Here is a 21658-nt window from a genome sequence, read left to right as displayed (position 1 = left end):
ATACCAAAATATACATTCCAATAAGGTTCCGGTTTCATGCCTAAAAGCCATAATTGAGAATGTTTCTATTCTATAACTCATACTCAAGTATAGGCTCAATTCTCTACTTTTATGGACTCAAACCACTACAGTTATTCTTTGAATAAGGAATCTCGAAGACTATTCGCTTTTTCCTTATTTTTTTTGTTATTTTTAGTAGGAAATGTTTCAATTGCTCAATGTGTTATAACTATCAACCGGGTAACTGCTTCGGGCTGCTATCTCAACACCGCCGGGCAAAGCAAAGCTACAGTGACTGTACGTGTTTCTTTATCCGGCGTAACAGGCACAAATACAGTGAGCGTTGCCCTGAATGGTGGAACTGCCAAATCAGTTCAATTCAGCAGTTATTATGCTTCACCCCAAGAAGTTGCCTTTGAAATAGATGCCAATGGTACGGGCGGAACGGTTTCAGCTTCCAGATCCGGTTGTACAACCGTAAATACTACTTACCCGGGTGTGGCAGCCTGCCCTAAAACAACCTGTACCACTTTAGGAGGAATTGTTTTTAACGATTACAACGCCAACGGAGTACGTGATGTAACTACAGTTAATAATATCACAAGTGGAGAAACCAACGGGATTGCCAACGTAAAAATCAAAGCTACTGATATCGCCGGAGTTGTAGACAGTACGCTCAGCGATGAGTATGGTTACTATACATTTACCAAAGCATTTACGTATCCTGTCCGTGTCGAATTTGTACAGATACCTTCCCGCTATGAAAGTACCTCTACTCCTAATGGCAGCAGCAGCCGTACAACGGTCCAGTTTGTTGCGGCGGCTTCCTGTAATGTCCATCTTGGCGTAAACAAGATCACAGATTATTGCAACCTAAGTCCAAGCATATTCACTACCTGTTACGTTAACGGAAATCCACTCGGCGGCGGTACTGCAGGACCTGATATTGCCTTAGTTTCACTGCCTTTAGACGCAAGCGGCACTGCTTTCGGCACCACAAAATCAATGTGGGCCCGTGCCGATACTATGGGCTCAGCTTGGGGATTAGCTTATAATAGGTTTACCAAAAAGCTTTTCAGTGCTGCCGTACTTCGTCGTCACGTAGGTTTTGGTCAATTAGGGGTGGGTGGTATTTACGTCACCAATACAGGAGTTGCGGCAGCAACCACTGCAACTAGCCGATTTATTGATTTAGACGCCGCTCCTTTCAACCTGAGTTTAGGTACTCTTACTGATAATTCAACCAGAGGGCTTCCTATTAATAAAGGGATTGCCGGGAATACCGGACAATCTCGTGATCCGGTCGCCTTTACCGATGTAGTAAAAGCGGGTTTAGGTGATCTTGAAATCAGCGACAATGGTGATACGCTCTTTACGGTCAATCTTCATAATCAGCAATTGGTTATCATTAATATTGCCGCATATAACAGCGATGGAGTGACCAAGCCGACTTCAGCTACCAGTATTTCTATTCCGGACCCCGGTTGTGTAAACGGTAACTGGCGCCCGTGGGCATTGAAATATTACGATGGGAAACTATACATTGGAGGAGTATGTGATGCTGCTACCGGTACAAAAGGAAATTTGAGTGCCACTGTATACCGTTGGGATGGCGGAACAACCTTTACCGAAATATTTGACTTTCCATTGACTTATCCCAAAGGTTATCCTTACAGTAGTTACTCCACTCTCACCGGATGGTATCCATGGACCGATGATTGGGATGATTTTTTAACCGCAAATACAAATGATGCCAGTATTGTCTATCCCCAACCTTATTTTGCCGATATTGAGTTTGATATTGATGGCTCTATGATCTTAGGTTTTGGCGACCGTACCGCCCTTCAAACAGGGATCCTGAATTATCGCCCCGATGGAAGCAGTACCACTCAATACAGTGGATTTAACGGTGGTGATGTATTACGTGCTTATGCTAAAAATGGTGTTTTTGTTTTGGAAAATGCCGGAAAAGCGGGCCCTAACACCGGCTATTCAACCAACAATAATCAAGGGCCGGGGTATGGTGAATTTTACAACGACGACTGGAAACTGAACAACAGTTTAATCCATACAGAGTCTTTCTTAGGAGCTTTGGCCCTTCGCCCGGGTTCCGGACAAACCGTTGCTACCTCCATTGACCCCGAAGATAATGTTTATTGGGCAGGAGGTTTTCGATTATTAAATAATAACTCAGGTCTACGTGACGACGCCTTTTCCGTCTATTCAGCCACACAGGGAAATGGCTCCGATGGTGCATCGGCGGGAGAATTAGGAAAAGCGGCCGGCTTAGGAGATGTAGAACTTAACTGTGCTATACCAACTTACCTGGAAATTGGAAACCGTGTATGGCTTGATAAAGACGGCGATGGCGTACAGGATCCCGGCGAGCCGGGCATTGGTGGAGTAAGCGTAAAATTATACTTAGCAAACGCTGCTTCATTAGCAAGTCCGATTGCCACCAAAACTACAAGTACTGCCGTCGGATCAGTGGGTGAATATTATTTTAGTAATTCAGACGGTTTACTTCCCAATACCGCCTATGTATTAGTATTTGGAGACGGACAACAAACCGCTGGAAAACCCAATGAAATTACGGTTTCAGGCGCTAAATATTTGCTTACTAAACTCAATATCGGAGAAGGCGGCGCACTGTATAAAGACTTGAATGACTCTGATGCAACGCTTGGCACAAGTGTCTTTGCCGATAAAATCACTATTCCGGTCACTACCGGGGGAGTTACTGCCGACAATCACCTTGAAGACATGGGGGTGATTTGCATTCAACCTTCCGCAATCCACTTAAGTATAACAGACGCTACCTGCAATAACGCACAAGTAGGTCAGAATAACGGCACGATTGCTCTTACTTCAGCGCCTACAGCTGCTGACAAATTTGCAGTGGCTACCGGAGCTGTTTTTTCAGGCTTTACTTATTCTACCGCAACAGCAATTGGTACTACCTTCCCCAAAAATCTAAAAACGGCTATTCCAAACGCAGGTGCTACATATACAATTCGTTTCTATAATGGCTCCGACGATTGTTATAAAGATACCACTATCGTTATGGCTTTAGTTTCCTGTGTCAAAGGTTCCATTGGCGACTTGGTTTGGAAAGATGCCAACGATAACGGTATTCAGGATCTGCCATCCGAAAAAGGAGTTAAAGGGGTCATTATCCAACTCCTCAACAGCACCAACAACGCTGTCTTATCCACCGATACCACCGACGCCAACGGAATCTATGGATTTCCCAATTTGGCAAGCGGCAGTTATAAAGTCAAGATCGTGTTAAGCAGTTTATCCGATACCTGTCAGATCAGTCCTAAGCAGGATGTAAACACAGGAGGCGGAAACGATAACAATGATTCCGATTTCAATCCAACTACGGGAGAAAGCCCTGTTATTGTTATCAATACCTCAGGAACAGGCATCGCGAAAGATAATCCCACCATTGATGCCGGTTTGTACGTCCCCTGCATCAAACCCGTTGCGGATGCGGATGTAACTGTTTGTCAGGGAACCTTAACCGTGAATCTCAAAGATGCCGGAACCGGCGAAGTCTGGAGTAAAGGAAGTCAACCTGCCAACACATCGGCTTCCATCAACGCCGCTACCGGAGTAGTTACCGGACTCAGCAGCGCCGGAAACTACTACTTTATTTTGACATATAAAGGGCAAGCCGCATGTAGCGACACCGTCAAAGTAACCATTAATGCTCGCCCCGTAGCGAATGCGACGGCGAAAAAACAGACCATCTGTGTGGGCAATTTGCCGACCGCTTATACCGCTACTCCAAACTCCGGTGTAACCTACGCCTGGTACGGTGCCCTCGCCGACACCACCGGCAGCTTAGGTACCGCCATCGGCGGGGCCACATCGGCCACCTTTACGCCTTCCGGAGCAGCCATCACTACCCCGGGAACCAAGTATTATGCAGTGGTCGTCACCAACACCCAAACTTCCTGTAAAGACACCGCCTTTGTCCAACTCGTGGTCAATGCCAAACCTAACGCAGGCAATGACATCACCGGCGGCAATGCCATCTGTAATACCATCGGCACCGTAGATTTGCCCAACGCCGCCAACGGCGAAACATGGTCACAACTCGGCAGCACGCCTAAAGCGGTTACTATCAATGCCTCTACGGGTGTCGTCACCGGAATGGATGTCGTGGGGACGTATCAATTCATCCTCAAAAATGCCACCACCGGCTGCGCCGATACCCTCGCCGTCGAAACCAAAAACTGTCTCAAAGGTTCGCTGGGTGACTTTATCTGGAAAGATATCAACGATAACGGCATTCAGGAGCAGGGCGAACCCGGCGTCAAAGGTGTTATCGTGCAACTCCTCAACAGTACCAACAATGCCGTTCTGGCCACCGATACCACCGACACCGCAGGGATCTACAGCTTCACCGGATTGGATTCCGGCAATTACAAAGTCAAAATTGTGTTGAGCAGTTTGCCCGATACCTGCCAGATCACCCCAAAACAGGATGTAAATACCGGCGGGGGAAATGACACCAATGACTCCGATTTTAACCCCACCACCGGCGAAAGTCCTGTCATCGTCATCAATACCCTGGCAACCGGCATTGCCAAAGACAATCCCACCATTGATGCCGGTCTGATCATCCCCTGTGTCAAACCCCTCTGGAATTTTACCACCACGCCGGTCTGCTCACCGACGGCCACCGTCTACAGCGTTGCCTTCTCAATTGCCAACAAAAAAGGCCATCTGAAGGTCAATGCAGGGACACTTTCGGGAAGCAATCCTTACACCGTCACGGGTATTCCCAACGGCACCAACCTGATCATCACCGACAGTCTGAGAGCCAACTGTAAATACGACACGACCATCATTGCCCCCGATTGCAGCTGTCCGCAGGTCAACCTGCTGACCCCTAACGCCACGGCCTGCAAGGGAGATACCCTGCCGACCTTGAAGATCACCCTCATCGGTGCCAACACCAACGGGGTCAATGTGAATTGGTTTGCCAATGCCACGGGCGGAAACAGTCTGGCCTCGGGGCTTTCCTACAAACCGGCGGGCAGCATCGCCGCCACCGATACGTTCTTTGTCGAGCTGTCGGGCGGAACGGGCGGCTGTATCAATCAGCCCCGCACGGCCATCATCGTGACGGCCCTGGATTGTCAGGTGGATCTGGCTCTCAAGAAGCTGATCAACAAAAAGATCGCTCAGTTGGGGGATACCCTGACTTACACGGTGAAAGTATGGAATGAATTTACCTCTAATGCTACGGGAGTGGAGGTCACCGATTCCATCGCCACGACGGTACAGTTCGTCAACGGCAGTTTTGTGGCAAGCAGAGGCAGTGCCACGATCAGTGGCGGAGTCATTAAGTGGACCATCGGCAACATTGCCGCCAACGGTGACACGGTGACGTTGACTTACAAAGTCAAAGCCGTTCAGGAAGGTGTTCATTTCAACACGGCCGAGATCAGCAAAACCAACGAAAAGGACAAAGACTCCACGCCGGGCAATGGAAAAGACGAGGAAGATGACATTGATCGTCAATGTTTTACCGTACCCGTCAAACTGTGTTATGGTGAAAAAGTACAAGTCAACATTCCTGCCAAGTATACCAATGTACAATGGTTCAAGGATGGGGGTAGTACTTCGGTCGCTACCGGCAATCAGATACTGTTCAGTGAACCCGGTTCGTATACTTTCACCGCGAACAATAACACCTGCCCCGCCGAAGGTTGCTGCCCGGTCATCATTGAGCCCGGCGACAACTGCTGTCCTGAAGACCTTTGTATACCGTTTACCATTAAGCAATCCAAAAAAGCCGGTAAGAAAATTTAAACACTGCCTTTGCTCATAAACAAAAAAGGGACTGCATGCAGTCCCTTTTTTGTTTATGATTGAATGATAAAATTAACGGTCTACATACATACCGTCATAGTATTTTTGATAATTGCCGGATGTTACGTCGTCTAACCATTTTTGATTATCCAAATACCATTGAACCGTTTTTTCAAGTCCTTCCTCAAACGTAACGGATGGTTTCCAACCCAGTTCGTTCATCAGTTTGGATGGGTCAATGGCATAGCGCAGATCGTGGCCGGCGCGGTCAGTTACATAGGTAATTAATTGTACAGAGGTGCCTTCGGCTCTTCCCAGTTTTTCGTCCATTACTTTGCACAACAGAAATACCAAATCCAGGTTTTTCCACTCATTACAGCCGCCGATGTTATAGGTTTCCCCATTTAGCCCTTCGTGGAAAATCAGATCAATGGCGCGCGCATGGTCTTCTACGAAAAGCCAATCACGCACGTTTTCACCTTTTCCATAGACGGGCAGAGGTTTATTATTACGAATATTATTGATCATCAACGGAATCAGCTTTTCAGGAAAGTGATTAGGTCCGTAATTGTTGGAGCAATTGGAAATGACCACCGGCAATTTGTACGTATTGTGATATGCTCGCACAAAATGATCGGAAGAGGCCTTGGAGGCGGAATACGGCGACCTTGGATCGTAACTCGTTGTTTCTACAAAGAATTCTTTTGGATCGTGGAGTTCTCCGTATACTTCGTCTGTCGAAACATGGTAAAAACGACGCCCTTCTTCTTTGCCTTTCCACGCAATACGCGCCGCATTGAGCAGATTCACGGTGCCGATAACGTTGGTCAGTACAAACGCCATAGGGTCTGAAATAGAACGATCTACGTGTGACTCCGCCGCTAAATGAACCACGCCCGTGAAATCATGGGTTTTGAAAAGTTCATCAATAAACGCAGCATCTGTAATATCTCCTTTTACGAAAGTATAATTAGGCTCATTTTCTATATCTGTCAAATTCGCAAGGTTACCGGCGTAGGTAAGGGCATCTAAATTGACAATTTGGGTATCGGGATATTGTATCACAAATCTTCGTACTACATGCGACCCAATAAACCCGGCTCCGCCGGTGATAAGTATTTTTTGCATAGTGCTGAGAATAAAATGTAGATATTCTAAAGTCCTGTATAATCTATTTTCGATCTGCTAATTTTTGCTGCCAACGCCACGCATCACGCAATGAGTCTTCCAATGTCTTTTCCGTTTGCCATTTCATTACTTCCCGTGATTTATCTACCTGTGCGTAAATCTGTTCTACATCACCGGGACGACGCGGTCCGATGCTGTAATTTAATTTCAGGTCATTTACTTCTTCAAATGTCTTGATCAATTGCAGAACCGTTACGCCTTCTCCCGTTCCTATATTGAATACATCGTAGAAGTTTTCTTCCTGCACGCCCGCCAGCAATTCCAATGCTTTTACGTGTGCTTTGGCCAGATCTACCACATGAATAAAATCTCGAATACACGTACCGTCGGGCGTGTTATAATCACTTCCGAAAACGGTCAATTGCTTACGCAATCCAGCCGCTGCCTGTGTAATATAAGGCACCAGATTACTCGGCACACCGCGTGGCAACTCACCTATTTCGGCAGTTTCGTGCGCTCCGATGGGGTTAAAATAACGGAGGGCAATGGCTTTCATTTCCGGCTTGGAAAAGATAAAATCACGAATAATGTCTTCGCAGATTTTCTTGGTGTTGCCATACGGAGAAGCTGCTTCCTGACGCGGCGTGGCTTCTGTCACCGGCAAATGGTCCGGCTGACCGTACACGGTACACGAAGAAGAAAAAACAAAATTATGCACGCCGTATTCTTTCATTAGTTTCAACAAAAGAACCGTGGTGCCAATGTTGTTTCCGTAATAAAGCAACGGATTCTCTACCGACTCGCCTACGGCCTTGTTGGCCGCGAAGTGAATAACACCTTCAATTTTTTCCTTTTCGAACAATTGGCGCAAAGCATTTTCGTCATTACAATCTGCTTTATAGCAAACCACCGACTTTCCAATTATATTTTCGATGCCTTCCAGTACTTTCTCTTCAGAATTGCTGAAATTGTCAATAATGACAGGTTCAAAGCCCGATTGGTGTAATTCAACGACTGTATGTGAGCCAATAAAGCCGGCTCCGCCTGTGACTAAAATTTTCATGTGGTGAGCAAAAAGTGAGTAACAAAACTATAAAATTTGGGCGCTGAAAAAAAATTGTTTTTATTTAATGCCAACAACGCCAAATCACACCGTATGACAGAGCAAGAAATCAAGGCGCTGGTTTCGCTACTCGACGATGACGACAAGGAAGTATCTCGTTTGGTTGAACGCGAAATTCGGCAACAGGGAGGAAAAATCATTCCCTTTTTGGAGAATGAGTGGGAGAGTGCAGGCTTTAGCCCTGACGTACAGCGAAAAATTGAGGAGCTGATTCATGAACTTCAGTTTGAATTGACCCTCGAACGATTGACCAATTGGCACAATGGCGGCGCTATTGATCTTCTGGAAGGATTGTGGATTGTGGCTACCTACCAATACCCGGACCTTTCATTGGATAAGCTTCGCGCCGATTTTGAACAGTTTTACTATGAAACATGGCTCGAATTCAAGATCGACATGCACCCGATCGACCAAATTAGGGCGCTGAACCACGTCTTCTTTTCAAAATTGAAATTTGGCTCTAACACTAAAAATTTCCATTCGGCGGGGAATTCAATGATGAATGTGGTGTTGGAAACAAAAAAAGGGAATCCGATCTCGCTTTGCTGTATTTATATGATCATTGCGCAACGGCTTAATATGCCCGTTTATGGGGTCAATTTGCCCAATTTGTTTGTGTTGACCTACAAACAGGACTCGATTCAGTTTTACATCAATGTGTTCAACAAAGGGCTGGTTTTCATGCGCTCCGATATTGACCATTACATTGCTCAACTCAACCTGAAAGCCAACGAAACATTTTATCAGCCTTGCAGTAATCTTGATATTCTCAAACGCGTACTTCGCAACCTTACATTGGCTTTTGAGAAAACGGGAGATACCGACAAAGTCAACGAAATCGAACGTATGGCTACCATTTTGAACGAACCCTTGCCTGAATAAATAGCCTCAAACAGCCACCACTCCGCAGAAATCTTCCACCCAAAACCGGTGCAATTGATGGCGCTGTTTTGGAATAGTATGATATTCAATAAAGCCTTCTACATAAGAATCTGTATCCATAAAGGGTTCGATGAATATCTGCTCTTTAAAGCTCAATTGTCGGGTGCCGTGCAATTTATACAAGGCTTCTTTGGCACACCAATACGTTACCAATTGCGACAATTCCAACTTTGCATATTGACTTTCGGAGTCAGACAAAAATTTGTGCGCAACACGAGCTAACTTATCAGCCATTCGTTCCATATCAATGCCAAGAGGCTTGACAGGATGCAGTGTTACGCCAACGTACTGAACAGTGTGAGTAATGGAAATTTCCGCAATCCGGTGTTTTAAATGCGGTTTTCCGTATTCATCTTTGACCATTCCTTCATAACGTCGGCCTTTACTTTCTATCAACGCCTGCATGGCTCGCCTGCCTGTGAGCCATTCCAATTGTTTTTGGGGATGCGAAATGGTTTTAAATTCTTCCCATTCTTCGACAGCTACGATCAAGTCCTGAAGCAGCACCTCCGGTGACTCGGCAATCTGCCAAACTAAAATTTCACAGTCATCAAAAACTGTCCATTGACGAACCAGGGGCATTATAAAGGAGTTATCTAATACTTATTCATTGTAATTCGTAAAGATAGCCCGTAATTTTATACTTATCCAACCGTGGGTTGGGAGTCCGTTTCCAAAAATGACAAAACTTCACGTTCAAAAAATAGACACTTTTTCCGGTCATCGCGACTGTGTCTATGCCCTTCAGCCCGCCCTTCAACCTCACCACTTCTTTTCAGCAGGAGGCGACGGCATGGTAGTGCATTGGGATTTGACGCGCCCGGATTGGGGAGAAGTGGTGGCGCAATTACCTACTTCGGTCTATTCCATTGCTTACGATTCCGAAAAAAATCAACTTTGGGCAGGGCAAAATTATGAAGGAATTCAGCGCATTGCGCCTTATGAGAAACAGGTTGTTTCGTCTGCCCGACTGACTTCTGCCGCCATTTTTGATATTCAGTTCTTTGAAGATCAAGCCTTTATTGCCCTTTCTGACGGTGTAGTTTTGGTCATGGATAAAAATGAATTTTCCGTTCGCAAACACTTAAAAGCCACTGCCCAAAGTGCCCGATGTATCAGCATCAATCCGCACACTCGCGAATTTGCCGTTGGCTACAGCGACCACAGGATCAGGGTATTTGGCCTTGATGACCACCTATTGCGTTATACTTTAGAATCACATACCAATTCGGTTTTTACGTTGCACTATTCTCCTGATGGGCGCTATCTGATTTCCGGCAGTCGGGATGCTCATTTGAAAGTATGGAATATTTCTCAAAAATATGAGTTGCACCAAGATGTGGTGGCCCACATGTTTGCCATTAATCACATTGTTTACAGTCCTGACGGACAATGGATTGCCACATGCAGCATGGATAAATCCATTAAAGTGTGGGATGCCGATACCTTTCGGTTATTGAAAGTCATCGACCGTGCGCGCCATGCAGGGCACGGAACATCCATCAATAAACTCCTTTGGTCAAGTTTTGATAATCATTTAATTTCGGCCAGTGATGACAAACGGATTTCGGTTTGGGATATTAAGACCGTATAAAAGAATTTTCTCCATCGGATAAGCGATTGTTTTGTGCTTTTTTATACATTTAATTAACAAACACCTATTCTTCCAATGCTCGCCATTCATAAAGAAGCGTTTTTCAAAGTTGCAGATATGCTTAACTGTTGGATCGGACTCCGTGAGCCTAATCCCCTGACCGACCAATGGATCGGCCGTGCGGGTTACATTGCCAAAGGAGAAAATTGCAAAGCCAAAACCTCCGACAACCCTTCTTTTCGTTTTGCAGGTCTTGTGACCGACCCTATGATTTGTCCCGAAGCTTTCAAGGTTATAACTCTGCCGGATGCCGTTGAAAAATGGAAGAAATTTGCGCCAAACAATCAACTTCCGAGCGGTTTTTACCGAGCAGACAGCGGTCCGGAAAAGGGATTGATCAAATACAATGGCGCGGCTATTCATGCCGATTTTGATCTAATGAATATCAGTATGGCCGACAAAAATGGACATTTCGCTTTTACAACCCGAAACGACGCCCATACTCTTTTTATCAAAGCTCAGCCCCTTTTAAATCACCTTTTCGGTTCTCCGCTGATCATGCACGGCTCTGAATTTGACTGGGACCGTGGTATTGGAGCAAGAGAAAGTGAATATGTATTTTATTTTGGCCCTAAACGGCAGTTCAAACAAACGCTTTCTTCAATGCCTCAAAAGGCCGGCACCTTACATTAGAAAAGAGCCTTTTCTTGCTCATTTTCAGGCTAATTGAGCCAATATGAAGGTAGTTTAGATAGTTTTCGCCAATTTTGCAACTTGGTTTTATCTAAATTGTCCTTTTTGTAGTCGCAGCCATGCAAAAATTCTTTACATTATTACTCCAAGCCCTTAAAGGCGAAGAACAAGAATACACTTCCGGAAGTATCAATCGCGCTATTTTTCTGCTTTCCGTCCCCATGATTCTGGAAATGGTCATGGAGTCGCTGTTTGCGGTGGTGGATGTCTTTTTTGTTTCCAAGATCAGTACCGATGCCATTGCTACTGTAGGGCTTACTGAGTCCGTGCTTACATTGGTCTATTCTGTTGCCATTGGTTTAAGCACAGCCGCCACGGCCATTGTAGCGAGAAGAGTTGGCGAAAAACAGTTTGTTGAAGCAGGTCATGCAGCAGCGCAGGTGATTCTGGTTTCGTTGGGATTAGGAATTGCGATGGGATTAGCCGGTTTTTTTGGTGCCGAAGCCATTTTGCGAGCCATGGGCGGGCATCAGGGATTAATTGAATCGGGATCAAATTTTACACGGATCATTTTCGCCAGCAGTCCTGCTATTATGTTGCTTTATACGTTGAGTGGCGTGTTACGCGGTGGCGGAGATGCTGCCGTGGCGATGCGTTCCCTTTGGATCGCCAACGGCATCAACATTTTACTCTGTCCTTTATTCATTTTTGGATTTGGCCCTATTCCTGCTTTCGGGGTGGCGGGTTCTGCCATGGCAACTACCATTGGCCGCACCATCGGCGTGCTTTATCAGTTAAATGCCCTTGCCAAAACCAAAGGAACCATTCAGGTATTGGCTTCACAATTTAAAGTCAATGTGGCCATCATTCGAAATCTGATAAGTGTAGCGGCGGGCGGAACAGGACAATTTCTTATTTCATCGGCCAGTTGGGTATTTTTAACGCGTATCCTATCCGACTTTGGGCCCGGTATCGTGGCCGGATATACGATTGCCATTCGCATTATTGTTTTTACGATTTTACCTTCCTGGGGCATGGCCAACGCCGCCGCAACGCTGGTAGGGCAAAATCTGGGTGCTAATAAACCCGACCGCGCCGAAGCATCGGTTTGGCGGGCGGCTTTTCTCAATTTTCTTTTTTTGGCAGTGATTGCTGTTGTATTTTTTGTTTTTTCACGCCCTATCATTTCCTGGTTCAATGCTGATCCGGTTACGGTCAATACAGGCGTCAATTGTCTGCGTATTGTTTGTTTGGGGTATTTATTTTTTGCGTATGGAATGGTTATCAGCCAGTCATTTAACGGAGCCGGCGATACGTTGACCCCCACACTCATGAACCTGTTTTGCTTCTGGGCCGTCGAAATTCCGCTGGCATATGTTTTAGCAAAGCAATTGAATATGGGTCCTGAAGGTGTGTATACTTCCGTGGCTTTCAGCGAATCCTTACTGGCCGTTGTCGGTATTGTGCTTTTTAAACGCGGAAAATGGAAAAATAAGAAGGTCTAATACTCAAATTCAAGTTGTTGTAGGGTTTTGAATCCCTGATAATTTCTCTAACTTTGCTGCCCAATTTTCAGTCGTCAACTGTAAATCAGGACCTAATTATTATTCTATTTTCGCCATTGATTCTGTTTTACCAACGACTCAATATCCTTTGCAATGAAAGAGCAAATTGACCGTACTAAACTCCCTCAACACATCGCCATCATTATGGACGGCAACGGGCGTTGGGCCAAGCAACGCGGCGCTATGCGGATTTTTGGACACCGCAATGCTATCAAGGCAGTACGTGAAGCAACCGAAGGCTGCGCTGAGTTAGGAGTTAACTATTTGACATTATACGCATTCTCAACCGAAAACTGGGGGCGCCCTGAAATGGAAGTACGGATGCTGATGGAACTTTTGGTACATACCATTGGGGATGAGTTGCCTACTTTGCAAAAAAATAATGTTAAATTAGACAGTATCGGTGACCTCGAAAGTCTTCCAAAATCGTGTCAGCTTGAATTGCAGGAGGCCATTGAAAAAACAAAGCACAATACCGGACTTAATCTGATTCTGGCTTTGGGATATAGCGGTAAATGGGATATTGTCCAAGCTACCCAACAACTCGCCCGTGAAGTACAGGCAGGTACATTACGTGCCGAAGACATTAACGAAAACCTTCTCAACAGCAAACTTTCAACCCTCGACCGCCCGGAAGTGGACCTGATGTTGCGTACGGGAGGCGATCATCGCATCAGCAATTTTCTGTTGTGGCAATTGGCATATGCCGAGCTGTATTTTTATGACGATGTATTTTGGCCTGATTTCCGTCGGAATCACCTGCACGAGGCGATCCTGTCTTTTCAGCAACGTGAACGCCGATTCGGAAAAACCAGCGAACAGATTCTGAGTGACGCGAAATAAAATATCCCTTTTAGCGTTATAGCATTTTGGATAATTATGCTCTTATCGCCGGGTTTCTACCAATTGTTTCTCTTGATATTGACCGGAAACCTTACAATCAACGAAATTATAAAGAATTGATACCGAACCGTGAGCGAAAGAATTGTGTACCTACTACCTATGAAAAATTTTAACCAACCTGCCCGCTTAGCAACTTTTGCGGCGCTTTTTTTGTGTACTGTAGTATCGGCTATGGCTCAGCAGTTGGGTCTTGGGCAACGCACCCCGGCTACCGCTAAACCCGCCGAAGAAGCGATCAGTTACGCCAATCCCAAAGAACTTACCATTGCCGACATCGTCGTGACCGGAAATCAATTTTTGGACCCTAATTCCATGATTTCTATGTCAGGATTGAAAGTCGGCGACAAGATCAAAGTCCCCGGGGATGCCATCACAGGTGCCATCAAAAAATTGATGGATCAGAAAATCCTGGAAGACGTAGAAGTGCTCTACCGCAAGATCGAAGGTGAGCAAATCTGGTTGGAACTGCACATCAAAGAGCAATCGCGGTTGTTTAAAGTAACCTACGATGGTATTCGTAAAGGGGAGCAGGAATCCCTGAATGATAAAATTAAACTTCCCAAAGGGCGTATCATTTCCAACACGATGATCAAAAACACACAGTTGGCAGTGAAACGCTTTTTTATGGATAAAGGATTTTTGAATGTTAAAGTGCGTATTGCTCAAATTACTGACTCTACCCGTGGCAATGCAACCTTGAAGATCTTTGTTTCAAAAGGGCCTAAAGTAAAAATCCACCAGATTGTTTTCAACGGCCGTACTGAAATCTATGAGCAGAAGTTGCGTAACAAAATGAAAAGCACGAAGCAAATGCGCTTCGGTCGTTTGTTTACACCTTCCAAATTTATTCCTAAGAAATACGACGAAGACAAAGAAAAACTCATTGAGCTTTACAATAAGAATGGTTTCCGGGATGCAATAATTGCTTCTGATTCAGTTATCCAAAATGCTGACGGTAAAACCATTGATTTGGTAATAAACCTTGATGAAGGTCCACGTTATTACATCCGCAATGTAACATGGGAAGGGAATTACCTTCATTCAACGGATATATTGAATAAAGTATTCGGCTTGAAAAAGGGAGATATCTATAACCCTGAAGAAATCCAGAAACGTCTGGAAGCCAATCCGGGTCAGGATGTAAGTTCACTTTACATGGACGACGGTTATTTGTATTACAACTGCCGCCCTATTGAAAAATCCATCGAAGGAGATTCCATTGATATCGAAATGCGGATCTTTGAAGGAAAGCAGGCAACCATCAATAAAATTATCCTTAACGGTAACACCAAAACCAGCGACCACGTTGTGATGCGTGAGTTATTTACGTTGCCGGGCCAGAAATTCAGCAAAACAGAAATCATTAATACCCAGCGTCAGCTTTCTCAGTTAGGTTATTTTGATGCAGAAAAGATCGGCATTCAACCTATCCCCCACCCTGAAGATGGAACGGTAGATATTGAATACACCGTAGAAGAAAAACCCAGTGATCAGATCGAATTATCCGGTGGTTGGGGTGGATTTATTGGATTTGTCGGAACGTTGGGATTGGTTTTCAACAACTTCTCCACCAAAAATATTACTAATCTGAAAGCATGGAAACCGTTGCCTTCCGGTGATGGGCAAAAATTGGCGGTTCGTTTCCAAGCGAGTGGACGTCAATATCAAACCTATTCCATCAGCTTTACGGAGCCTTGGTTGGGTGGTAAAAAGCCCGTAACGTTCGGGATCAATCTTAGCCACACGATCTACCGTACGGTCGATTATTCTAACTATTATACCCAATCATCCAGTGGTATGAAGTTTTTGGGTTCTTACAAGAACTCAGGCGTCACGATTTCTCTTGGGAAGCGTCTTAAAGTACCGGATCGTTACTTTGTGTTAAGCACTGCCCTTTCTTATCAGCGTTATAAAATGGACAGTCTGGATTTGTTCGGTATCGGGTACCCTAACGGTGTTTCAAACAACCTAACCTTCAACCTTACTTTATCCCGCAATACAATTGACAATCCGCAATTCCCGCGCGGAGGATCTTCGTTCTCATTAAGTGGGACATTTACACCTCCTTATTCGGCCATTACGGGCCAAACCAGCTTTGCTACCAACGAAAGCCGTTACAAATGGGTAGAATACCACAAGTGGATGTTTGATGCCAGTTGGTTCCAGACAGTAGCGGGCAAATTGGTACTCAGTACCCGTGCACACTTGGGCTTTTTGGGCAGATATAATAAAAACCTGTCTATCAGTCCTTTCGAGCGATTTGTTTTGGGAGGTTCAGGGTTAGCAGGATATGGGATGTTTGCCTTAGCGCAGGACATTATTGGTTTACGCGGCTATGCTGACCGTTCGCTTGTTCCGATCTATAACCGCTTGAGTACCACTGACGCTTCCCAATCGACCGGTGCTACCGGCACAGGAGTTGCTTCAAGTTTAGGAGGGGTTGCTTACAGCAAATATGTAATGGAGCTTCGTTATCCGCTTTCTCTAAACCCATCTGCCACCATTTTTGGGTTGGTATTTGCCGAAGCCGGAAACAACTGGGGAACCGATGCACCACAGAAAAAGTATAAAGATTTCAATCCTTTTGACCTCAAACGTTCGGCAGGGGTTGGAGCACGTATCTTTATGCCTGCCTTCGGATTGATCGGTATCGACTGGGCCTATGGGTTTGATCCACTGCCGGGACAAACAAAACGCAGCGGCCCACAATTCCACTTTACAATTGGACAACAACTTAGATAAAAAGGGATATTTTAGGCATTAGACGTTGAGAAATCGGAATTCAACATCTAATGTTCGGTATTCAAAATCCAAAAGATGTATGAAAACCCGTTGGCTTTTAGTACTTTTGCAGTTTGTTACAGTAACCTACTCATTATCAGCCCAGAAATTAGGGTATATAGATATGGAGTATGTAACGACGAAAATGCCTGATTATCAAAAAGCACAAATCGAATTAGACAAGTTTTCGGATCGTTGGGCCAAAGAGATTCAGGATAAATATGCCGAAATAGACAAGCTGCAACGTCTTTATCAAGCAGAGGAAGTATTGCTGACCGACGAAATGAAACGCAAACGTCAGCAGGAGATCAACGATAAAGAACGCGAAGCAAGAGAATATAATAATAAGATTTTCGGTTTTGAAGGGTTATTATTTCAAAAGAAAAAAGAACTCATCAAACCCATTACCGATCAGGTATACAAAGCAAGTGAGCGTGTGTGTCGGCAGCGGAGATTGGATATGTTATTGGACAAATCAAGTGAATTTGTCATTATTTATTCAAATCCCGTTCATGACTATACCGATTACGTGATGGAAGAACTGGGATTGGTAACAGAGGCAAAAAATAATAAAACCGCTACGCCCGGCGTTAATACGCCTACGGCTAAACCAAACACAACGGATCCCCCAAATAAAACAACCAAACCAAAACAGTAGATAAAAATGAAGAGCAAATTCATCGTGGCACTTGTTGCCATTGTAGCTTTAATCGGAGTAGAAACAAAAGCCCAACAAGCCCCTAAGATCGGTTGGACGAATGTAGACTATATTTTGGGAGTATTGCCTGAAAGCAAAAAAATCGAAAACGAACTCCAAATCCAACAGCAACAGATCCAAAAAGCAATGCAGGACAAGCAAAAGGAGTTTGAAGATAAATACAAAGCGTACGAAGCCAATGCCACTAAATGGTCGGAAATCATTCGCGCTGACAAAGAAAAAGAATTGACTCGTCTTCAGACTGATTTTCAGGAGTTTCAACGTACTTCGCAAGAATCATTGCAGAAAAAACAACAGCAATTGATCCAGCCCGTGTTGATGAAAATCAATACAGCTATCGAAGCAGTTGGTAAAGAAAACAACTACACCTACATCCTTAATATGGATGGCGGTGCGCAAACTACACCTATCATTTTGTTTGCCGGTTCTGACGAGCTGAACGTAAGCAATTTGGTGTTGAAAAAATTAGGTGTTGATCCTGCTGAAATTGAAAAACAACAAAAAGCAGCTTCTGAAGCGGCAATGCAACAATTGCAAAAACCTGCCACGACTACACCGCAGCAGCCTGCAACTACCAAGCCTGCCACGCCTGCAACTACAACACCAAAGAAAAACTAATCCGTTTATAAAAACGGTCACGTAGCATAAAAAGAAGGAGCGCAGCCAATGGCTGCGCTCCTTCTTTTTATGGTCGAACTTAGTTGTTTTTTAAGGAGTTGAGCAAAAGTTTTCAGGTTTTACAAGTTAGATATTGCTCACAACCCGACCCATACTATTTCAACTCCCCTAAAATTTATACTTAATCACTCAAATCCAATGCTTTCGTTTGAAGATAAGCCACATACCTGCCATCGAACAGGCCATCAGCAGCAACGAGAACCAAAATCCGTATTGGTGTGTACTCGTTGGTAGAACGCTGTAATTCATTCCGAAAATCCCCGCAATCAACGTTGGCGGCATAAAAATGATCGTGAAGACCGTGAATATTTTGATGATCTGGTTTTGCTCAAGATTAATCAAACCCATGAACGTATTTTGAAGGTACTCCAATCGTTCAAAATTAAACGTACTGTACTCCAGCAATGAGCTGATATCTTTCAAGATGATACGTAAACGCTCTTTATGGTCGTCCGGAAAAAATTGACTTCGCAAAATACCCGACAGTACGCGTTGTTTGTCAATAATGGTTTCACGCAAGAGCATCGTATTCTCCTGCATCATATTGATCTTCAAAAGAATATCCTGCTTTGCTTTTTGTTCGCGATTGAGGTCTTTGCTGATGTTTGAAATATCTTTTGACAACCCTTCGAGTACATCGGCATCGCTTTCAATTCTGGTTTCGAGCAGCAGCAGCAACATATCGACGCCACTCATGAACGTTTCCTGACTCACTTTCATCTTGCGTACTGTATCAGCAAATGTCTTTGAATCACCGCTGCGATACGTAAACAAAACACCGTCTCGGATCAAAATGGAAACAGGATAGATAGCATACCCTTCCGGGCTGATCTTTAAAAAATTTGAGTTGGCATTGATGGTATTATTCTGTTCAAAATACCGTGAACTGCTCTCAATTTCAACAATTTCCTGTGGAGTTTGAAAACTGATGTCACATTTGGTCTCTACCCATTCTTCTTCTTCCTGAGAAGGAGATTGCAGATCTATCCACAAAATAGCCTTTAAATGCCCTATTTCCCGGACGTCCGTTTCACGTTTAATGTGCTTACCTTCGCGATAATAAATCCTGACCATACCTCTAGCTACTTCATTTGGGCCAAAGTTAGCCAATTGATTTTAGGATATTACGCGGATTTTGCAGATTTTGTACCTATGTTTTGACGCACAGTAACGGTAGAATTGTTTTTCCAACACAATTTTTTTCAAATCAATGCAACATTTAATTTTATCTATTGTCATTACCTCGAAAATACAGCCGATTGGAACCTAAACAATACATAGACAAACACGTCGAACTCGTAGAGCGCTGTAAGCAGGGAGATAGAAAGGCACAGTATGAACTGTACAAGCTTTATTCAAAATCCATGATGAATGTGTGCGTGCGGGTGGTCAACCATATAGGAGAAGCCGAGGACGTGTTGCAGGAAGCATTTTTGGATGCGTTTTGTAATTTACATACGTTCAGGGGGCAGTCTACGTTTGGGGCGTGGCTGAAGCAGATCGTGGTCAACAAAGCCATCAATCACCTCCGCCAACGAAAAATGCAACTTGTTGACATTGAAGGCTATGGCTACGGAGATGACGACCATGACATTGCCGACGATGTGCCGTTTGACGAAGAAAGTATTCAAATGGATGTTGAACGAGTTCGAAGAGGAATCGAACAACTTCCGGAAGGATACCGAGTGGTGCTGTCGCTGTATTTGTTTGAAGGATACGATCATGAAGAAATTGGTGAGATCCTTAACATCAGTGAAAGTACTTCCCGAACACAATACATGCGGGGAAAGAAGAAATTATTGGAAATGATTAAAAATTAGAAGTGAGTAGTCGGTGATGAGTAGCGAGTATTATTCCTGCTTCCTACCTGACACTCTGTACCAAATACAAACAAAATGAAAGATAAACTGCAACGATTCGTCAGAGACAACCGCGAGGCATTTGATGTGCATGAGCCTTCTGATGACCTTTGGAGTCGGTTGAGTGAAAAATTACCTAAAGCCGAAGATACCACTCCGTCGGGGGAAAGTACCGGCCCTGAAAAAACGTCGAAAGATGCGGAGTTAGGCAAAATTGTTCACGAAGATTTTCAAAATGGCGGTAGCTATAATCCATTTTTCAGGAAAGTCAGTAAAAACCTGAATTGGCGTATTGCAGCTTCTATTGCACTTATAGTAGGTTTAGGCTGGGTCGGTTATCGTATTAACCAAAATTACGGAATTACGGAGGCACCTGAAGTGGCAATGACGGATCCGGGCTTTGCTAAACAAGTAAGCCAATATACCCAATTAATTGATAACAAACGTACGGAGTTGCGCCAAATGACCGAAAGCGACCCCGCACTTTATAAAGAATTTGCAGTTGAACTGGATCAGCTTGAGCGCTCATACCAAAACCTGAAAGCCGACCTTCCGAAGAACCCCAATCAGGAAACGGTCATTCAGGCCATGATTCAAAACCTGCAATGGCAGATTGACCTATTGAACCAACAGTTGGACATTATCCAACGCATTAAAAACAAGAACAACCATGCAAGCAATAAACTTACATAAGACTACTAATTATTGGTTAATAGTTATTAGCTTCTTATTCACGCTGACAGCCCGCGCCGAAGATTACGGCAACATTGAAAAGAAAAAGTCTGTCATAAAAATCTATGATGTCTCTGCCAAAGAAAATTTACTGATTGACAATCAATTCGGGCAAGTTAAAATTAATCTTTGGGACAAAAATGAGATCCGCGTTGATATCAGCATTACCGCTAATTCCAACAGCGACGACCGCGCACAGCAGTACTTGGACGGAGTAAGCATTGAAGATAAAAAAGACGGAAACCAGATCAGCATCCGCACCATTATCAACAAAAACGGCAATTCAAATTGGAGTTGGAAAAGCAACAATGGTGAGAAAAATTTTGTGCAGATCGACTATACAGTCTCAATGCCTAAAAACACGCCTCTAAACGTAAAGAATCGCTTTGGCGCCACTAACATTCCATTTTTCAGAGCACCTCTTGTGGTAGAGTCTAAATACGGAAGTTTTAACGCCACCGATTTGTCCGGCAGCAGAAATGACATTGATGTATCTTATGGCAAAGCTGAAATACAACAACTGTCAAACGGAAACCTTGACATTGCTTATTCAACGCTTGAACTTGACAAAGCCAATAACATTGTGTTGAGCAATAAATTTGGAAAAATGAAAATCGGTGAAGTGGAATCTTTGGATGGTCAGATCAGCTATTCCGGCGGACGCATCGGCAACTTAAAGGGTTCAAGTAAGATCAAGCTTAGCTTCTCAGGAGGTTTCAGAATTGACCAATTGAATGAATCAGCCGACAATGTAGACATTCAGGCCAGCTACTCATCCGTAACCATTCCGATGGAAAACAACGATTGCAACTTTGATGTTACGGTAAGTTACGGCGGTTTTAAATATCCCGGCGACCGTAAGGTATCATTTACTCAAAATGACGACGACCGCAAGGATGATGAACATCGCGGCCCTCGTATGACAAAACAATACATTGGTAAGTTCGGCAAAGGAAGCGGCACCAAAATAAAGATCGTCTCGAAATACGGAGAAGTGAATTTGAGATAAAATTAAAAATTGTAGGGGCAGGCCTCGCGTCTGCCCTCTTCCAAATATAAAAAGAGCGGCAATAGTAGTCGTCAACTATATCAGATAGACGCAGCCGGGCCGAC

General features: G+C 44.3%; 16 protein-coding genes. 12 read left to right on the top strand and 4 right to left on the bottom strand.

Features of this window, described 5'->3' with window-relative positions; genetic code table 11:
• Positions 1-291 precede the first annotated feature (291 nt).
• Positions 292-5829 (top strand): SdrD B-like domain-containing protein, encoded by a 5538-nt coding sequence (locus tag ACQY73_RS23275; RefSeq protein ID WP_428655543.1) that lies wholly within the window; start codon positions 292-294, stop codon positions 5827-5829.
• A 72-nt stretch (positions 5830-5901) separates the two neighbouring features.
• On the opposite strand, the gene rfbB is transcribed toward ACQY73_RS23275, so the two are convergent.
• Both rfbB and galE read right to left on the bottom strand, forming a co-directional pair.
• Positions 5902-6957: a dTDP-glucose 4,6-dehydratase gene (gene rfbB / locus ACQY73_RS23270; RefSeq protein WP_428655541.1), complete on the bottom strand. Its 1056-nt coding sequence runs from the start codon at positions 6955-6957 to the stop codon at positions 5902-5904.
• A 43-nt stretch (positions 6958-7000) separates the two neighbouring features.
• Positions 7001-8020: a UDP-glucose 4-epimerase GalE gene (gene galE / locus ACQY73_RS23265; protein WP_428655539.1), complete on the bottom strand. Its 1020-nt coding sequence runs from the start codon at positions 8018-8020 to the stop codon at positions 7001-7003.
• A 93-nt stretch (positions 8021-8113) separates the two neighbouring features.
• On the opposite strand from galE, the gene ACQY73_RS23260 reads away from it, so the two are divergent.
• The gene (locus tag ACQY73_RS23260) at positions 8114-8962 is read left to right on the top strand and encodes a transglutaminase-like domain-containing protein (protein ID WP_428655536.1); all 849 of its coding nucleotides are present in this window, start codon (positions 8114-8116) and stop codon (positions 8960-8962) included.
• Positions 8963-8968: 6 nt separating this feature from the next.
• Here the strand turns inward: ACQY73_RS23260 and ACQY73_RS23255 are convergent, their stop codons facing one another.
• Positions 8969-9604: a 4'-phosphopantetheinyl transferase family protein gene (locus ACQY73_RS23255; RefSeq protein WP_428655533.1), complete on the bottom strand. Its 636-nt coding sequence runs from the start codon at positions 9602-9604 to the stop codon at positions 8969-8971.
• A gap of 97 nt (positions 9605-9701) precedes the next feature.
• On the opposite strand from ACQY73_RS23255, the gene ACQY73_RS23250 reads away from it, so the two are divergent.
• The 7 genes from ACQY73_RS23250 (at position 9702) to ACQY73_RS23220 (ending at position 17894) form a co-directional block, all read left to right on the top strand.
• The gene (locus ACQY73_RS23250) at positions 9702-10616 is read left to right on the top strand and encodes a WD40 repeat domain-containing protein (protein ID WP_428655531.1); all 915 of its coding nucleotides are present in this window, start codon (positions 9702-9704) and stop codon (positions 10614-10616) included.
• 75 nt (positions 10617-10691) lie between these two features.
• Complete coding sequence (locus tag ACQY73_RS23245) at positions 10692-11309, top strand: hypothetical protein (RefSeq protein ID WP_428655528.1); 618 nt, start codon at positions 10692-10694, stop codon at positions 11307-11309.
• Between the two features lie 119 nt (positions 11310-11428).
• Positions 11429-12814: an MATE family efflux transporter gene (locus ACQY73_RS23240; protein ID WP_428655525.1), complete on the top strand. Its 1386-nt coding sequence runs from the start codon at positions 11429-11431 to the stop codon at positions 12812-12814.
• Between the two features lie 153 nt (positions 12815-12967).
• Positions 12968-13717, top strand: a complete 750-nt coding sequence (locus tag ACQY73_RS23235) for an isoprenyl transferase (RefSeq protein WP_428655523.1) — start codon at positions 12968-12970, stop codon at positions 13715-13717.
• 159 nt (positions 13718-13876) lie between these two features.
• Entirely contained in the window at positions 13877-16519 is a 2643-nt protein-coding gene (gene bamA, locus ACQY73_RS23230; RefSeq protein WP_428655521.1) for an outer membrane protein assembly factor BamA, read from the top strand.
• Positions 16520-16598: 79 nt separating this feature from the next.
• A complete protein-coding gene (locus tag ACQY73_RS23225) occupies positions 16599-17216 on the top strand; it encodes an OmpH family outer membrane protein (protein WP_428655519.1) in 618 nt (205 codons plus the stop codon).
• A gap of 6 nt (positions 17217-17222) precedes the next feature.
• On the top strand, positions 17223-17894 hold the full coding sequence (locus ACQY73_RS23220; RefSeq protein WP_428655517.1) for an OmpH family outer membrane protein: 672 nt from the start codon (positions 17223-17225) through the stop codon (positions 17892-17894).
• Between the two features lie 189 nt (positions 17895-18083).
• Here ACQY73_RS23220 and corA read toward each other — a convergent pair whose 3' ends face one another.
• Positions 18084-19028 (bottom strand): magnesium/cobalt transporter CorA, encoded by a 945-nt coding sequence (corA, locus tag ACQY73_RS23215; RefSeq protein WP_428655515.1) that lies wholly within the window; start codon positions 19026-19028, stop codon positions 18084-18086.
• Positions 19029-19213: 185 nt separating this feature from the next.
• Here corA and ACQY73_RS23210 point away from each other — a divergent pair, with 185 nt between their 5' ends.
• From ACQY73_RS23210 to ACQY73_RS23200, 3 genes are all read left to right on the top strand, one after another.
• Positions 19214-19774 (top strand): RNA polymerase sigma factor, encoded by a 561-nt coding sequence (locus tag ACQY73_RS23210; protein ID WP_428655513.1) that lies wholly within the window; start codon positions 19214-19216, stop codon positions 19772-19774.
• 75 nt (positions 19775-19849) lie between these two features.
• Positions 19850-20506: a hypothetical protein gene (locus ACQY73_RS23205; RefSeq protein WP_428655510.1), complete on the top strand. Its 657-nt coding sequence runs from the start codon at positions 19850-19852 to the stop codon at positions 20504-20506.
• Positions 20484-21554, top strand: coding sequence for a hypothetical protein (locus tag ACQY73_RS23200; protein WP_428655508.1), 1071 nt, complete (start codon positions 20484-20486; stop codon positions 21552-21554). Before ACQY73_RS23205 ends, ACQY73_RS23200 begins: the two co-directional genes overlap by 23 nt.
• Positions 21555-21658 lie beyond the last annotated feature (104 nt).

Source organism: Runella sp., from assembly GCF_965279615.1.
Classification (GTDB): Bacteria; Bacteroidota; Bacteroidia; order Cytophagales; family Spirosomataceae; genus Runella.
Note: the sequence above shows the minus strand (reverse complement) of the source record. Positions and strands in the feature narration are given on the sequence as shown.

What these genes read in the sequence shown, in the direction of transcription:
- ACQY73_RS23255 (WP_428655533.1), bottom strand. Translation starts at nt 9,604, where the DNA reads ATGCCCCTGGTTCGTCAATGGACAGTTTTTGATGACTGTGAAATTTTA.
- galE (WP_428655539.1), bottom strand. Translation starts at nt 8,020, where the DNA reads ATGAAAATTTTAGTCACAGGCGGAGCCGGCTTTATTGGCTCACATACA.
- ACQY73_RS23220 (WP_428655517.1), top strand. Translation starts at nt 17,223, where the DNA reads ATGAAGAGCAAATTCATCGTGGCACTTGTTGCCATTGTAGCTTTAATC.
- ACQY73_RS23235 (WP_428655523.1), top strand. Translation starts at nt 12,968, where the DNA reads ATGAAAGAGCAAATTGACCGTACTAAACTCCCTCAACACATCGCCATC.
- rfbB (WP_428655541.1), bottom strand. Translation starts at nt 6,957, where the DNA reads ATGCAAAAAATACTTATCACCGGCGGAGCCGGGTTTATTGGGTCGCAT.
- ACQY73_RS23205 (WP_428655510.1), top strand. Translation starts at nt 19,850, where the DNA reads ATGAAAGATAAACTGCAACGATTCGTCAGAGACAACCGCGAGGCATTT.
- ACQY73_RS23250 (WP_428655531.1), top strand. Translation starts at nt 9,702, where the DNA reads ATGACAAAACTTCACGTTCAAAAAATAGACACTTTTTCCGGTCATCGC.
- bamA (WP_428655521.1), top strand. Translation starts at nt 13,877, where the DNA reads ATGAAAAATTTTAACCAACCTGCCCGCTTAGCAACTTTTGCGGCGCTT.
- ACQY73_RS23200 (WP_428655508.1), top strand. Translation starts at nt 20,484, where the DNA reads ATGCAAGCAATAAACTTACATAAGACTACTAATTATTGGTTAATAGTT.
- ACQY73_RS23240 (WP_428655525.1), top strand. Translation starts at nt 11,429, where the DNA reads ATGCAAAAATTCTTTACATTATTACTCCAAGCCCTTAAAGGCGAAGAA.
- corA (WP_428655515.1), bottom strand. Translation starts at nt 19,028, where the DNA reads ATGGTCAGGATTTATTATCGCGAAGGTAAGCACATTAAACGTGAAACG.
- ACQY73_RS23225 (WP_428655519.1), top strand. Translation starts at nt 16,599, where the DNA reads ATGAAAACCCGTTGGCTTTTAGTACTTTTGCAGTTTGTTACAGTAACC.
- ACQY73_RS23260 (WP_428655536.1), top strand. Translation starts at nt 8,114, where the DNA reads ATGACAGAGCAAGAAATCAAGGCGCTGGTTTCGCTACTCGACGATGAC.
- ACQY73_RS23245 (WP_428655528.1), top strand. Translation starts at nt 10,692, where the DNA reads ATGCTCGCCATTCATAAAGAAGCGTTTTTCAAAGTTGCAGATATGCTT.